Raw genomic sequence first — 15998 nt, 5'->3', positions numbered from 1 at the left:
TTACTCCTGACCTGCGACGGGGAACAGTTTGATCACGGTTGAATCGGGTGGAAGATCCGAGAAGACCGCGATATTCCGGCCATTCTTGATCATCTGCCAGAACGGGTGCGTGGTATCCACCAAGAAATAGGTGGTGTTCGGGCTTTTTTGCGGAAGCTCTTCGGGTGGCACCGGCAGTAGATCGATCTTCAAGCCAAACAGCGCGGCCGAAAGCAGACGCGGCATTTCGTCCATCGACGCGATCTTTCCGGTACGCGAAAGCCGCGCAAATAGATCAGCGCCCTTCTGTTCCGATTCAAACGCCAGATAGAAGCGGGTCTTATCACTTTCAAATAGATTCGCGGGTAGATCGGCACGATAGAAGCGGCCGTCGTATGTCAGGGTAATCCCCACCTCGGCGCCTACAGTGAGCGCTTTGATGAGCGCTTCGGCTCGATCAAACCCCACGCGGAAACAGCGCCTCAGATCTTCGTGGTCGTACTCTGGAAGCCCAGTTTCATTGGGGTTTGAGGCCAGTTCACCAAAATAACCAATGTCTTCAGAGAAGACCGAGAACTCGGCCACAAGTCGCCGTAGGTCTTGGTACATTGCATAAGCCGACACGGTGTCTAGCCGCGCATGCTCTTGGAACTGCGCGATGTATCTGGCAAAGGTTTGCATCATCAGCACGCGCATCACTTCTTGCGCACTTGTGGACGCTGCACGAATTCCGCGCTGCCGTTTAATTGCGGCGAAATCTTGGCCGCGTGATACCAGCAAATCACGCAGTGCGCGCGTCCAGCGTGTGAGATTGGTCGAAGCACGAATAGCCGTGGCCGCCGGGATAAAATCGCTGGATAGTTTGAATTTCCCCGGCCCTGCCTGCAGTAATTCTGCAAACTTATAACTATCAGATGAGCGCACAATGGCTTCGGCGTTATCGTCTAGGCCCGTGACGATATTGGCCTGATACAAGAGGAAATCAACATCTGCTTCAGGTGCTTGCGTATCGTAGGGGTCTGCGAGACTTTCCGAAGCGAGCATATGCCTAGCCAACAAGCGTTCGCTGTCTTTTGCAGCAAGTCCCTGCAGTGTCTTCTCATTATTGAACACCAGCCATAGCGGAATGGGGTCGTTATTGCTCACACGCAAGTCGGCCACATTGCGCTGAGCCACGCGCGTATTGCCGCCAGCCGTATCCACCGAGCCACCGCGCAGCCGCTCACCTGATTTTGACTCAAGTACAAAATGCTCAATATCTACGACACCGCTGGCGAGTGCGTCTTCGCGAATGCGCAGCGCTTCAAACCCCCACGGGAACGGCGTCACGCGCAGATGCAGCGCGAGCCGATTTGCCTGCCCCCACGCGTCTTGTGCTTGTAGGTGCTGCGGGCTCAAAAAGGCCCCCTGCCCCCAGTGCACTTGCCGATCACCGTTCATACCAAATGCCATGCGCCCTGCTCCCTCATTTCAATTCAGCTCAAAGACGCAGCGCCATTCAAAACGGCACTACTTCCACCGTAAATCCGTCGTTGCGTAAACGCGCAATCAACCCATCTGCCCCAACCAAATGCACAGCCCCCACCGCCACAAACCCACCGCCATCGCGGAACAGCGTCTCCAGTGGCCCGATCCAACGTGCATTGCGGTCTTCTAAAAGACAGATCCGCGACCGCTGCTCAATTGCTTTTGCAGCATCGGAAAGCCCATCCATGCGATCAATGGAGGCGAGCCAAGCATCTAAATTTCTGCTGCGGTAAAACGCCATGGCTTCAGCCGATTCAATGCGCAAAATCCACGATTTTTGTAAGCGCTCATCAAGCACAACTGCCTGCTCTTGAGACGGCACGCAATCGAGCGCCTGCAGCTGTTGCTCCAATGTTTCCAAATGCACAATCGTCTTATTGCTCGCCTTGGCCAGCTGCTGCAAACGCGCATCCATCATGGTGCCGTCTGCCGATTCACCACGCGCCTCGAGCAGTGCCAATACCGCCCACGGCTTCATGCGTTGCAGATCTTTTGGTTGCACGGCAGGCAATAGCGCCTGCGCCAGCGTAAAGTGCTCTTTCCCGATCATGCCAGACAGCGGCGTCTCCACCGGAAGCCAACGGTAATGGTCGTATTCTGGAAGCCACGCAGAGCCCACGTCTGCCTCGTTTACAAATGTTGCAGACGCGTTGAGCAGCCCCTCCAAGACCGCGTAGTCCACACCCTGTTCCTGCGGGCTACCAAAGTGGATCGTCCCTAGCAAATAACTCGGCGGCGCAGGTGGCACCGGCGCGGGCATCGCGCCTTCTTGCTCAATCTGTGCGGGAAGTTCAGTCGCCAGTGGTGGCGTAATTTTGAATAATACACCGCGCTCGGGCGCCGTCTGCGCTAGCGCGGGCAGGCTGCAGAACACCAATGCAAGGCTAAGCGCTTGACTCATTTGCACAAGCCAAGCCCTCAAAACCTGCGTTGGGAACCTTCTTTTTGGCATGCCCTATATCGCCCCAGCGGCGCCGTTAGCATTGGCGCGTAGCCCCTGCATTCTTCGGCCAGCGCCTTCTTGCAACCATATGCCGTAGGGTCTATGCCGTTGGAACGGTCGGTTTTTCTTGATCTTCGGGGGCTCTGCCCTCTATGGTGAGCGGGGGTTAGGGGCGATATTTATGAAGACAACGGATGTCCATACAAGACGCAGGCTGCAGGTAGCACCGTGAAAGTACTTCTCGCAGACGATCACCGGCTGATTATTGAAGGCGTCAAGCTCAAACTGACGGAATTGGATCCGGCGGTTGAAACCGTGGTGGCCATGAGTCTTGAAGAGTTGGAGCAGGCAGTTGCTGAGCACCATGCCACGCTTGACCTCGCGCTGCTTGATATTGCCATGCCAGGAACGGTGGGCTATCAACACATCGCCAAGCTGCGTAGCTATGCCCCAAACCTTCCGATCATTGTGCTGTCCGGTTCAGAGGATGTTGAGCTGATGCGCAGCCTAATGGATCTTGGCGTGCTTGGGTTTATTCCCAAAGCCTATTCACCCGACGTCATGCTGTCCGCTATTCGTCTAGTGCTTGCTGGAGGGGTTTACATCCCCCCGTTGCTACTGGCCAATGCACAGGCACAAGGCTGGCAACCCGGCACACCGGCCTTTTCTGTGGCGGCAGGATCGCTTTCACCCTCAATGCGCCAGGCTGCGCATCCGATGGAGAGCTTGCGCAAATTGCTCACCGAGCGCCAGATCGACGTTATGCGTCTGCTCTCGCAAGGTAAACCTAATAAGCTCATTGCACGTGAGCTGGGGATCAGTGAAGGTACGGTCAAAATTCACCTCGCAGCCATCTTTAGAGCGCTCAATGTCCGTAATCGCGTGGAGGCGGTTGTGGCCTCACGTAAACTACAAGAGACCTAAGCCCTTCCACGGGCCATAGTGCATCTGCCGTATTGTTCAAGCCTCCACAACAGCGCAGCCTTCGTGCTAACGCATGGCCATGCAGGCCGTGGAGAGTTAGCCATGAAGTTGTTCCGCCCTGCCCCTTCGCAAAAACGATTACCCCGCACATGGCGCGCCGTATTTTTAATATTGGGCGTTGCCGCCAGCACCCTCGTGGTTGCACAAAGTGCGCAAGACATTGCACAGCAGCCACCCACCAACCCGAATCTTGGCCCAGCATTCGCCACTAAAAATGCGGCTTACGTCCCAGTGATGTTCGATGAAATTCCCGGCTGGGATTCAGAAGACTTCAATGCGCTCTATACCAACTTTAGTACCAACTGCCGCGCCATGCGGCGGCGCAGTGCTTGGGCCCCGCTCTGTGCAAGGCTCGCCAAGCTCCCGCGTAGCGACGAAGCCCTCAAGCAGTTTATGGACGATGAGTTCTATGCATATCAAATGCTGACGCCCACCCGCAGCGAAGCGGGCAAGCTCACCGGCTATTTCGAACCTTTGATTTCAGGCTCACTTACCCGGCAGGGTGCCTATCGCTATCCCGTGTACGGGACACCTTCTGATATGTACCAAATTGATTCACGCACCGTCGTAGGGCAGCCCACACGCTGGCTAAAGCGCAGCGATGACGGGCGTTTAGTAGGCGCAGAGACTGGCGAGGCAGGCGCTGTACAATACCGCATCGCGCTGGAGGGTGGTGCGCCAAACCCACGCGACAAGCGTTACCGCGTGAGGATTGATGGCGGCACGATTCGCCCCTATTACGCTCGCCAAGAGATTGATGCCAAGGGCATCAATGCCCCTGTGCTGGCGTGGGTGGCCGACCCATACAAACTCTATTCGATGCAGATTCAAGGCTCAGGCAAGATCCAGCTGAAAGATGGAGGGCTGATTCGACTGGCCTACGCGGAACAAAACGGTCATCCATTTATGCCGCAGGCCACCCGCGGCGATTCCGATGCAATGCTGCTAGCGATCAAAGCCCGTGGTCTCGACGAACCGCTTGAGGTTGAAATTCCCGGCGGTACACGCGGGGTGAAAAAACCCGGCAGCAATGCTGGGGTTGATGCCGAGGTTGCGCGCATCATTGCAGCGCTTCAAGGCGGCGGTACGGCCAGCACCACTTCCATCGCCAGTACTTCATCAGCAAAACCTAAAAACAAACGGCCCGCAGCGACAACACAGCGCCCTCGTGCACGCGTCAATGAAACGGATGTTGAAGCGATGATCCAACTGCTTCTCACGGCTCCCGTCGCCGACGAAACCTATACAGCACCTCAAGATACCGACGTTGCCAGCATCATTGACTCTACCGTACCTGCAAGCACAACCAGCAAACCTGCCAGTACTGAAAAAACCGCGAGACTGGATGTCTCAGCATTTCAAGGTAGTGGCAATAGCAAGCCCGCGGGCACCGCGAGTGGCGCGGGCGTTCCGGTTCCAAGTACGGGCATCCCCGACCCCAGCTTCGTCTTTTTCCGCCGTATTGGCGACGGCCCGGAAGGCCCCATCGGCGCATTAGGTGTTCCGCTAAGCGCCGGACGCTCCATGGCCGTTGATCCACGCGCCACCCCACTCGGCGCCCCGGTGTTCATTGAAGGTCTCCAGCCGGGAACGGATACCCCCATGCGGCGGCTGATGTTTGCGCAAGACACGGGCGGCGCAATTCGCGGCAGCGTACGCGGTGACTTTTTCTGGGGCTTTGGCGATAAGGCTGGAAAAATGGCACTCGCTACCAATCAAACGGTGCGCATGTGGTTGATGCTGCCCAAAGCCGTTGCCGGAAGCGCCGCCGCAAGTGGCATCAAAACCCGCGGCAGTGCGTCGTTACGCGACTGCGCCGTTCCCGATGATGAGCTTTGCGTAGAAGACTAATCAAGGCTGCGCCACAGGGCATAGACCATCCGACTAATGGCCGAGCAACCGCCTGCCTACTAGCCTGACGCCTTATCCAGCAGAGATCGGTCTGCGGGGCCTGCGCGCGGTGGTCACATGCTCGAAGAGCTTCTTCCTTACTACGAAAACGAACTCACCTATCTTCGCCGTCTATCGAAGGAGTTTGGTGCGCGTTATCCAAAAATTGCCTCCCGCCTGCAGATGGAAGGCGAAGTCTGCGAAGACCCGCACGTCGAGCGGATGATCGAGTCCTTCTCATTTCTCACCGCGCGCATACACAAAAAACTCGACGACGAATTCCCACAAATTACCGAAGCAATGCTCTCGGTGTTGTACCCGCACTTCCTGCGTCCTGTTCCGTCGATGTCCATCGCCCAACTGCAGTTGGCTGTAGGTGCTGATATCAATGAAGCGCAGATCATGCCGCAGCACAGCGAGCTACTGACACGCCCGGTGCAAGGCCTGCCTATCCGTTACCGCACAGCCTACCCTGTCTCTGTATGGCCAATCAGCGTTCGCGAGGCCAAACTAGAAGCCGCAGAACGCTCGGCGTTTGCCATTACCCGCAGCGACACTGTGGCTACGTTGCGCATTCGTCTCGATGCCACCGGGCAACAACCACTTTCCAAACTTCCCGTTCAATCACTCCGGTTTTATTTGGAAGGTGAAAGCCCGCTGGTGCACGCGCTGCACGAAATTTTGCTCAACTCGGCGGCCAGCATTACCCTGCGCGCACCGGACGATATGCCCAAGATCGATCCGCTACGCCTATCACCCGCCTGTATACAGCCCGTCGGCTTTGCTGATGATGACGCGCTGATTGACTACGACCCGCGTTCATTCCTCGGCTATCGGCTGCTTCAAGAGTATTTCGTTCTTCCTGAAAAATTTTTGTTCATTGACTTCACCCAGCTAGACCTCTCCCGCTTTGATCGCAGTGTCGAAATAACCGTTGAGTTCAACCCATTTGGCCGCCAAGAGCGGCTTGCGCGATTAGAGCAAGCCGTCAGCGCAGACACCTTTCGATTGTTCTGCACCCCCGTTGTCAACCTATTCAAGCAGCAAGGCGAACCAATCCGCCTCTCTCAAGAGCGCTATGAATACGCCATCACCCCTGACGTGCGGCGACCAATGGGAATGGAGGTGTATTCAGTCGATTGGGTCAGAAAATTTAGCCGCAACCAAGACGGCACCGACTCGCAAGCGTTTTATCCCGCCTATTCTGTTCAACACGGTCTGCACGATGATGGCAACGGCCATTACTGGTATCTGCAGCGCAAGCCGTCCATGTTGCCGAACGACGACGGTTCCGACGTGATGCTAAGCCTCGTCGATCGTGATATGAACCCAAGCGCCCCCGGCGTTGATACGCTTTCCCTCAGTCTTACCTGCACCAACCGCGACCTACCCTCCCAGCTTCCTTATGGTGGCGAAGATAGCTTTCTTGAACCTGAGCAAAGCGGCGTCATTGCCAGTGCAAAGCTGCTCAAAAAACCAAGCGCAACGTGGCGTGCGCCCATGCGCCAAGCTAATCAATGGCGGCTTATTTCGCACCTTTCACTCAATCACCTATCGATTGTTGAAGGCGGCCGTGAAGCCCTTCTAGAAATTCTAAATCTTTACAACTTCTCAAACTCCAGCACGCTGCGCAAACAAATTGCCGGCATTACTCAAGTGTCCGGCAAGCCATCGGTTACCCGAATTGGCCGTGCGCCACGCCAAGCCTTCGTGCGTGGCACAGACATTGAGTTGCAGTTTGATGAAGACCAGTACGTCGGCTCTGGGGTCTATCTAATGGCGCGCGTACTCGATCATTTTTTTGGCCTGTACTGTACTGCCAACTCATACACACGCCTCAATGTGCGCAGCCAGCAGCGCGAAGAATGGCTGGCGCGGTTTCCACCGCGTAGCGGGAGCCTGCCACTAGTATGAGCGACACCATTGCCCCTCCCAGCACCGTTTCAGCGCATGGCGACATCGACCCCATGCGCCCCGCAATGGAGCGCCTCATCGCGCAACCCGGGCGGTTTAGTTTTTTCCAAGCGGTACGCCTGCTTTACGGCAGCAATGGCTTTGATGGCCGCGGCAACGGCGCACGCCCCGGCCCCGTGCGCTTTATTACTCCCGCATCGCTCGCCTTCCCGCCGTCTGAGCTTGACTCCATCAGTGTGAGCGATGGCCATACGCGCGTTTGTGTGAACTTTATGGGCCTCACCGGCCCCTCTGGGATTCTGCCGCGCAGTTATACCGAGACCCTTATTGCACGCAAACTTGATCGCGATCGCAGCGCGCAAGATTTTCTCGACATCTTCAACCACCGCCTTGTTGCGCTTTTCTGGCTGGCCTGGGCCAAGCATCGTCCAGAAATCGGGCGCCAGTTTGGGTTTCATAACTCCGTACTTCGTTATTTGGAATACGTCGTTGGCCTTGGCACACCGGCGCTGCAGGCCCGCCTACACCCTAGCAAGCGCAGCAGCGAGCCTGCACAGCCGCTGCCCAGTGCCGCGATGGTGTATTTTTCCGGGCTTATCGCGCAACGCCCGCACGGCGAACGCGCCATCGCGCAGCTTGTTTCCGCCGTGGTCAATGCTCCGGTACAGGCCAGCGGCTGCCTCGGCACTTGGCAACCTATTGCTGACGACGCTCAAACACGAATGGGGCGCAGCAACCATCAGCTTGGTGCAGGCTGCGTTCTTGGTACACGCTACTGGGACAGGCAAACAACCTTACAGCTCAGCATCGGCCCGCTACAGCGCAGCAAATTCAATACCCTACTGCCGCGCGGCCCAAGTTTGAAAGATGTGATTGAGCTTGCACGTTTTATGACCGGCCTCGCCCTTGATTTGCGCGTGCAACTCTCACTTTCGGCCGAACAAGTGCCGCCGCTGCGGCTCGGCCTGCGCAACGAAGACCGCCCTCAACTGGGTTGGAATACATGGCTACGCGGTCGCCGCAGCCAAGCTCCTACCACTGAAACCCAATTCCACTTTTCCGCAATGGGAGGCCAATCATGGCACTGAACTTACGCGCACTCATCGCCCGTCTGAACACCACCGTGCGCGGTGCTATGGAAGGAGCCGCCGGCCTGTGCATGTCACGCGGCCATTACGAAGTTGAAGTTGAGCACGTACTGTCCAAGTTATTGGAAGTGGAGAACACCGACATCCGCAGATTGCTGCGCCACTTTGAAATTGCGCCTGAAGCACTGGAGCGCGAGCTTGGAAAATCACTCGATGGCTTCAAAAGCGGTAACCAGCGCACGCCCGCACTTTCCGCCATGTTGCCAAAACTATTTGAAGCCGCATGGGGCTGGGCTTCAATTGAATATGGCGAAGCTAAAATTCGCAGCGGGCACGTTCTAATCGCCCTGCTTGCCGATTCCGAACTGCGCCGTCTTGTCTCCGTCAGCGCGCGCTCATTAGAAAAAATCAACCTTGAGACACTGACAAAAAATTTTCATGCCCTCACCGAAGGCTCACTCGAAGCACGTGATGCTCGCGCACTGGGCGACACGGGCGCCGCACAAGGCGCAGATACCAGCGCACCGGGCGCATCGGCTGGCGGCGGTCGCCCCAGCAAAACGCCCAACCTCGATCAGTACTGCATCAACCTTACCCAGCGGGCCAGGGATGGCCAGCTGGATCCTGTACTCGGGCGCGATAGCGAAATTCGCCTCATGATCGACGTCCTCACAAGACGCCGCCAGAACAACCCCATCCTCACCGGCGAAGCAGGTGTGGGTAAAACGGCCGTTGTGGAAGGCCTAGCGCAGCGCATTGTAAAAAATGATGTTCCTCCGCAACTTCAAAATGTGGAACTGCTGTCTCTTGACCTTGGCCTATTGCAAGCCGGAGCCAGCGTAAAAGGTGAGTTTGAGAACCGCCTCAAAGGTGTGATTGAAGAAGTGAAGTCCAGTGCAACGCCCATCATTATGTTTATTGATGAAGCCCACACACTGATTGGTGCTGGCGGCGCGGCCGGACAGAACGATGCCGCCAACCTGCTCAAACCCGCTCTCGCGCGCGGCGAAATGCGCACAATTGCTGCTACTACGTGGAGCGAATACAAAAAATATTTCGAGAAAGACCCGGCACTCACGCGCCGCTTCCAAGTGGTTAAAGTGGATGAACCCGACGACGCCAAAGCCGTGGCCATGCTGCGCGGGGTGGGGCAAGCGATGGCCGCGCACCACAAGGTGCGCATTCTTGACGAAGCCATCGTTGACGCCGTCAAACTCAGCTCTCGCTTTATTCCTGGCCGTCAGCTTCCCGATAAAGCTGTTAGCGTGTTGGATACCGCCTGCGCCAAAATTGCGATTGGCCAACACGCTACACCTGCGCGTATTGAAGATGCGCGCAAGCACCTTGAAGTACTCGCCGCCGAGCGCGCCCAGCTTGAAAAAGAAACCGCGGGTGGAACCGACCATAGCAAACGCCTAGACGAGATCGCCGACGAGGCCGCTCAACTCAGCGACGCTTTAGCCAACGACGAAGCGCGCTTTGCGCAGGAAAATGAACTTGTTGAAAAAATCAATGCAGAGCTCGACAAAATCGAAGCACTTCCTGCAGACGCCCCGGAGCGTGCAGAAGTCTTAGCTGCACTGACCCAGCAGCGTGATGCGCTCAAAGCCTTGCAAGGCTTCGAGCCGATGGTATTGCCGGTAGTCGATGCCAGTGCCATCGCACAGATCATTGCAGGCTGGACCGGCATCCCCGTGGGGCGCATGGTGGCCGATGAGATCCAAACCGTTTTGAAGCTCAAAGAATCCCTAGAAGAACGTGTCATTGGCCAAAGCCATGCACTTGCTGCGATTGCTCAGCGCGTACGCACCTCGCGCGCCAACCTTGAAGACCCCGACAAACCCAAAGGTGTATTCCTGCTGGTGGGCACCTCTGGCGTGGGCAAAACCGAAACCGCGATCGCACTTGCCGATGCGCTCTATGGTGGTGAGCGCAGCATGATCACCATCAACATGAGCGAATACCAAGAAGCACATACCGTTTCCAGCCTCAAAGGCAGCCCTCCCGGATATGTGGGCTATGGTGAGGGCGGCGTGTTGACGGAAGCTGTGCGCCGTCGCCCCTATTCCGTGGTGTTGCTTGATGAAATTGAAAAAGCCCACCCCGATGTCTTGGAACTATTCTTCCAAGTATTCGATAAAGGCCGTATGGAAGATGGCGAAGGGCGCGAAATCGACTTCCGCAATACACTCATCATCCTCACCTCCAATGTCGGCACGGATCTTGTGATGCAAGCCTGCAGCGCCTCTGAGGAGCTACCCGACGTGGCCTACCTCAACGACCTACTCAAACCCGAACTTAACCGTGCGTTCAAGCCTGCTTTCCTTGGCCGCACCACTGTTATTCCGTATTACCCATTGCGCGATGACAATATGCGCAAAATCGTTCGATTGAAATTGAACAAGATCGGCAAACGCATTCGTGCCAACCACGGCGCTGCATTCAATTACGACGATAGCGTGGTGGATGTCATCGCACAACGCTGCACGGAAGTGGACTCCGGCGCACGCAATATCGACAACATTCTCACCGGCACCCTACTTCCTGATATTTCAGGCTACGTCTTGGAAAAAATGGCCGAAGGCGGAGAGATTGCCAATATTCACATCGGCACGGATGCCACTAGCCAGTTTACCTATCGCGTGACCTAAGCAGCTGGACTTAGGCCACTACACCCTTTGCCCTATTCCTAGCACCTCAAGGCGATAGGGCAGTAGCACTTCGGACAAATGTTGCATCGCCTTAAAAACGGCGAGGATAAACCGCAGACGGACATCACAACCACCATGGCCAGCACCCTATCTACCAGCAACAGGATGCTCTTCCTCACCCTCGACGACTACGGGGAGGATGACCTCTTGATTGCAGAATTAAGTGGCCATGAGGCGGTGTCCGAACTCTTTGAGTTTCGCCTCAAGCTGCTGTCCTATAGCGATGATATTTCCCCCGAAAAGATCATTGGGAAGGGCGCTATTTTGCGCATTGAAACATGGGACACCGATCAATCAGGCGGTGAACGCCACTGGAACGGTTATGTCTCACGCTTTGCCTGCACCGGGCGCGTGATGTCCAGCAAAGGCGAGCGGCTTGATATCTACAGCTACGAATGCGACATCGTGCCGTGGTTTTGGTTTATGACCCAGAACGAAGACTGCCGCATTTTTCAAAAGCTGTCGGTTCCAGACATCATTGAAACAATCTTCTCTGAGTTCAACTACAGCGACTATGCACTTGAGCTAAGCGAAGCGCATCCGCAGCTCGAATTTTGCGCGCAATACAACGAGACCACATTTCAATTCATTTCGCGGCTCATCGAACGCGCGGGTATTCACTTCTATTTCCGCCATGATGGCCACGGCGAATCGCGCCACATTTTGGTGTTCACCGACAACAAGAACGATAACCAGAAGCTAGACCCTTCCAAAATCCCGTTCCACGACGCTGGGCACGCCGAAAAGACCGACGCCATTTTAAGCCTGTCTTCCGACCAACAAATGCGCACCCGCAAAGCAACGATTGCCGACTGGGATTATCGAAAAAAAGGGATTCTCAGCGAGAACACCCCCACCGTGCTGGATATCGGCAGCGATGTTGATACCGAACGCTTCCGCTATCCCGGCAACTTCGTCACCCAAGACGGCAGCGGCGACAACGCCACTGGGAAGTACTATTCCACCGTCATGATGGAGGCCGAAGAGGCCAGCCACTTACGCTACAGCGGCACCAGCCAAGCGCGCAGCCTCACTCCGGGTTACGTCTTCAGCATTGAAGACAACCCGCTGCAAGCGGATAGCACCGAGTATTTGGTGTTGTCTGTCGATCATCGTGCCAACAACAACCTGATGGCAGGCACCGGCGCAGCGTTTTATGGCAACACGTTCAGCCTGCAGCCGCATGAGCATGTTTTTCGTTCTCCACTAAAAACTCCGCGCAGCCGCGTTTATGGCCCACAAACGGCCATTGTTGTGGGGCCGCCTGGAAATGAGATTCATACCGACAACTTAGGTCGCATCAAAATCCGCTTTCACTGGGACCGCAAAGTCACGGATCGGCGTACCAATACGCAAGACGAAAAAGCCTCTTGCTGGGTGCGCGTCGCCCAGATCTGGGCCGGTAACGGTTACGGCACGATGTTCATTCCGCGCGTAGGAATGGAAGTGGTCGTTGATTTTTTAGAAGGCGATCCCGATCGCCCCATTGTTGTCGGCTGCGTTTACAACGGCCCCAATGTTCCGCCTCTGGACCTACCAAACGAGTCCACACGCACCACCATCAAGACGCTTTCCTCAAAAGGTGGCGGCGGGTTCAATGAACTGCGTTTCGAAGACAAAAAAGACAGTGAAGAAATTTTTGTTCACGCGCAAAAAGACCTGCAGCTACGCACTGGCAACAACCGTACTGAAGCCATCGCATGCGACTCCAATTTAACCATTGGGAAGAACTTAATCGAACATATTGGCGAAAATGCCGACCTTAAAGTCGGCAAAAATTACACCGCCTCAATTGAAAGCAACCGCGCGCATACGGTGGGCCAAGAAGACTACCTCACCGTGGGCACCCATCAGCATACCGACGTCGGCATGGATGCCGCCCTCACCACCGGGCAGAACTTCGCCCTAAAAGCCGGGCTCAATGCAGCGCTCACCGCCGCCGCCAATATCGACATCAAAGCAGGCGTTAATCTGGTGGCTGAGGCGGGCGCCATCATTAGCCTGAAAGCCGGCAGCAACTCCATTGTGATGAATCCAGGAGGGATTTTTATCACCGGCAATCTGGTGATGATCAATTCTGGCGGCAGCCCACTATCGGCCCAATCCGCCAACAAGGCAGAAAAGGCCGACAAGCCCAAAGACGCAAAAGAAGCCATTAAAGGTAAAGCCGGTTCTGTCACCAAATCCGGTCAACAAATTCAAGCCCAAGCACTTAGAAACGCGGCGCGTGCTGGCACGCCTTTCTGCGCTGAATGCGAGGCCGCGCGTAAAGCACTCGCGGCACTACGTAATGGATAAGCACACCTATTCAGAAATATGTTCGATACCTCTTGCCTACCTTTCAGTGAATTTTATTTGCCATGTCCGCTTCCTTGCTCGTTCAACGTAATACATCTAATGACAGGGGCGTCATGGCTGCTGCAGCGTTCGCCAACGATGCGGCAAGCTTCAATCGCAATTCTTTGCAAGGTGGGGCACTTTTCGTGATTGGCCAAGGACAGTACGAACAGCTGCAGCGGCTTATTTTTCGCCGTGGGGAGCAGCCTGTATTCGCCGTTTTGGACGGCGCGATCATTGACGATCTCCCCACACGTCTTGCCCAAACTGCTGCAGACGCCATGTGCCTCTTTTCCGGAGACCTCGACCCCATGCTCGCAGCGGCGGCGCCCTACCTTGTCGCACTGCACGCCAATACGCCCATTGCAAAATTGGCACTGATGGATGGCTGGGATGAGCACTGGGGCATCGCGCTCACCGCTGACCCCGGCACCGACATCCACACGCTACGCTCGCATCTACGCCGCATCTTGCGAGTCAAGGCCCCCGACGGCGGCTCCATGCTCTTTCGCTTTTATGACCCGCGCGCATTCCGAAGCGTGGTACCCACGTTTGACGATGCACAGCGAAAAGCCTTCTTCGGCCCGATCCAGTCCTGCCACGTCGAGGGCCGCATCCTCGGTAGCGTGCTGCACTTTACGCGCGACGACGCCATCGCTCCGCGGCTGCAGCCATTGGCCGCTGCGGCCTAAAGGAAGCGGCCATGCTCGAACTGGACCGCAAACAGATGTCCACCATCGGCGAGACGCAGCTGCGCAACAATCTCGCGGACTTTCTCAACCGTCACCTCGGCGGTAAAGCCCCGCTCCAGCTTGACCAGCTTGATGCTGAGCTCGACGCTGTCATCAACCACTGCCGCAAGGCCGGCTTACGCAGTCAGCGTGCCGTTGCCGCCTATGCGCTGGCCTGTTCCCTTTTTGGGAATGATCGCGTCGGTAATGACCCATCCATTGCTGGCATTCTTGCCGACCGCAACAGTTCACAAATGGATCGTGCGCTACTGATCGAAATGTGGACAGCCTCCGCCTACAGTGACTTCCGCCGAGGGCAGGGGGCCAGCTATGTTTGAATCCTTGAGCGAAGGCCTCTCTAATATTAGCGCAGCAGCAGGCCAAGCCGTGCAGCAAGCGCAACAGGCCGCATCAGAAGCCTCTCAGCAGGCGGCAAACGCAGCACAAGGTGCGGTTGCTGAAGCGCAAAACGCCGTCGCCAATGCAAGTAATGCGGCCTCGGCGGCCGCCAATGGCGCAATTACCCAAGCCCAACAGGCCGCGCGGCAAGCTGCCGCGCAAGCCGGGAGCGCCGCACAGGCCGCACTGGGCCAAGCCAATCAGGCGCTCGATACGGCACGCGCGGCCGCAAATGATATGGCGCAAAACGCACTCAACCAGGCCAATAGTGCCCTAACGCAGGCGCGCAACCAGGCGGGGCAAGCCGCACAAAACGCGCTTGATCAAGCCCATTCGGCCGTTGATGCGGCGCAGCAGCAGGCTAAGAATGTCGTGCAAAATGCGCTCGATACCGCCAGCGGCGCACTTGATGACGCCATGCAAACCGCGGAGCAAGCCGCGCAAGAAAAGATCGACCAAGCAATGGCGATGGTGGATAACGCTACGACGCTTGTCGAAGACGGGGTCAACAATGCACTCGACGCGGCCAATCAGGCCATCGACCAAGCGCAGGACATGCTCCGTAATGCGGCCACCGACGCCCTGCAGCAAGCACGTTCCGCCGTTATGGATCGAGCACGCGACGCGCTTGGTATTGTGGGCGGCGTACTCGATGCGCTTCCTTCGTCGTTTCCTGACGTGTCGATGGACTTCCCCGCGTCCGACTGCCCCTACGTGCGTGCATTACAGGAAGAACTTGCGCGCCGCGCAGCCCAGGCCAATAACGCACTAGGAAACGCAAATAATGCACTGCAGAACATCGCAGGCCCTTTGCTCGATCAAGCCGATGCGTTATTAGACCAGGCCGACGGCCTTGCCGATCAAGCGCTCTCCGCCATGGATGATGCAATGGCGGCGATTGATGACGCGCAGGCCATGGCCAATAGCGCCGCACAACAGGCATTAGGAACAGCAAAAGGTGCTGTTCAACAAGCCCAACAGGTGGTTAGAGATCAGGCGCAATCGGCCATCAGCCAAGCCAAGACGGCGGTAGACTCAGCCAAAAATCAAGCGCAGCAAGCTGTGAATGGAGCCGTTGACCAAGCAATGGCTGCGGTTGATTCCGCCCAGCAACAGGCGGGTGATGCGGCGCAGCAGGCGCTGGATCAGGCGCAGCAAACAGCTGCACAGGCGCAAGCGCAAGCCAACCAGGTGGCACAACAAACCTTGACGCAAGCCAACCAAGCGGCGCAACAGGCGCAGCAAGCATTAAATGGCGCTGCCCAAGGCGCCCTCAATAGCGCGCAGTCGGCGGTTCAAGACGCAGCCGCTAGCGCCGGGGAGGCCGCACAAGGCGCAATTGCGAGTGCTTCAAGCGCCATTGGCCAAGCCTCAAACGCAGCCGCTCAGGCTGCAAACAGCGCCGTTTCAGTAGCGCAATCGGCAACAGCAAGCGCCGCCCAAGCGGCGAGCAGTGCGGCGAATTCTTTAGGCAACCTATTCGGATAAGCCATTA

General features: G+C 56.6%; 11 protein-coding genes. 9 read left to right on the top strand and 2 right to left on the bottom strand.

Translation table 11 applies throughout. From position 1 onward, the window contains the following. Both tssK and KUL77_RS11415 read right to left on the bottom strand, forming a co-directional pair. Nucleotides 1-1431 (bottom strand): type VI secretion system baseplate subunit TssK, encoded by a 1431-nt coding sequence (tssK, locus tag KUL77_RS11420; RefSeq protein ID WP_297147238.1) that lies wholly within the window; start codon nt 1429-1431, stop codon nt 1-3. 46 nt (nt 1432-1477) lie between these two features. Beyond that, the gene (locus KUL77_RS11415; protein WP_297147237.1) at nt 1478-2407 is read right to left on the bottom strand and encodes a TraB/GumN family protein; all 930 of its coding nucleotides are present in this window, start codon (nt 2405-2407) and stop codon (nt 1478-1480) included. A 270-nt stretch (nt 2408-2677) separates the two neighbouring features. On the opposite strand from KUL77_RS11415, the gene KUL77_RS11410 reads away from it, so the two are divergent. The 9 genes from KUL77_RS11410 (at nt 2678) to KUL77_RS11370 (ending at nt 15991) form a co-directional block, all read left to right on the top strand. Next, on the top strand, nt 2678-3373 hold the full coding sequence (locus tag KUL77_RS11410) for a response regulator transcription factor (protein ID WP_297147236.1): 696 nt from the start codon (nt 2678-2680) through the stop codon (nt 3371-3373). A 102-nt stretch (nt 3374-3475) separates the two neighbouring features. Continuing rightward, the gene (locus tag KUL77_RS11405; RefSeq protein WP_297147234.1) at nt 3476-5284 is read left to right on the top strand and encodes an MltA domain-containing protein; all 1809 of its coding nucleotides are present in this window, start codon (nt 3476-3478) and stop codon (nt 5282-5284) included. A gap of 117 nt (nt 5285-5401) precedes the next feature. Beyond that, complete coding sequence (gene tssF, locus KUL77_RS11400) at nt 5402-7237, top strand: type VI secretion system baseplate subunit TssF (RefSeq protein ID WP_297147232.1); 1836 nt, start codon at nt 5402-5404, stop codon at nt 7235-7237. Beyond that, complete coding sequence (gene tssG / locus KUL77_RS11395; RefSeq protein WP_297147231.1) at nt 7234-8325, top strand: type VI secretion system baseplate subunit TssG; 1092 nt, start codon at nt 7234-7236, stop codon at nt 8323-8325. The genes tssF and tssG overlap by 4 nt, the downstream gene beginning before the upstream one ends. Then, on the top strand, nt 8316-10976 hold the full coding sequence (gene tssH / locus KUL77_RS11390; protein WP_297147229.1) for a type VI secretion system ATPase TssH: 2661 nt from the start codon (nt 8316-8318) through the stop codon (nt 10974-10976). The genes tssG and tssH overlap by 10 nt, the downstream gene beginning before the upstream one ends. 78 nt (nt 10977-11054) lie before the next feature. Next, nucleotides 11055-13334, top strand: a complete 2280-nt coding sequence (gene tssI / locus KUL77_RS11385; RefSeq protein ID WP_297147227.1) for a type VI secretion system tip protein TssI/VgrG — start codon at nt 11055-11057, stop codon at nt 13332-13334. Nucleotides 13335-13447: 113 nt separating this feature from the next. Continuing rightward, the gene (locus KUL77_RS11380; protein ID WP_297147224.1) at nt 13448-14065 is read left to right on the top strand and encodes a DUF4123 domain-containing protein; all 618 of its coding nucleotides are present in this window, start codon (nt 13448-13450) and stop codon (nt 14063-14065) included. Between the two features lie 11 nt (nt 14066-14076). Further along, complete coding sequence (locus KUL77_RS11375) at nt 14077-14442, top strand: hypothetical protein (protein ID WP_297147221.1); 366 nt, start codon at nt 14077-14079, stop codon at nt 14440-14442. Beyond that, the gene (locus KUL77_RS11370) at nt 14435-15991 is read left to right on the top strand and encodes a hypothetical protein (RefSeq protein WP_297147218.1); all 1557 of its coding nucleotides are present in this window, start codon (nt 14435-14437) and stop codon (nt 15989-15991) included. Before KUL77_RS11375 ends, KUL77_RS11370 begins: the two co-directional genes overlap by 8 nt. Nucleotides 15992-15998 lie beyond the last annotated feature (7 nt).

Source organism: Thermomonas sp., from assembly GCF_019104945.1.
Taxonomy (GTDB): domain Bacteria; phylum Pseudomonadota; class Gammaproteobacteria; order Xanthomonadales; family Xanthomonadaceae; genus Thermomonas.
This window is presented reverse-complemented; position numbering and strand designations above follow the sequence as displayed.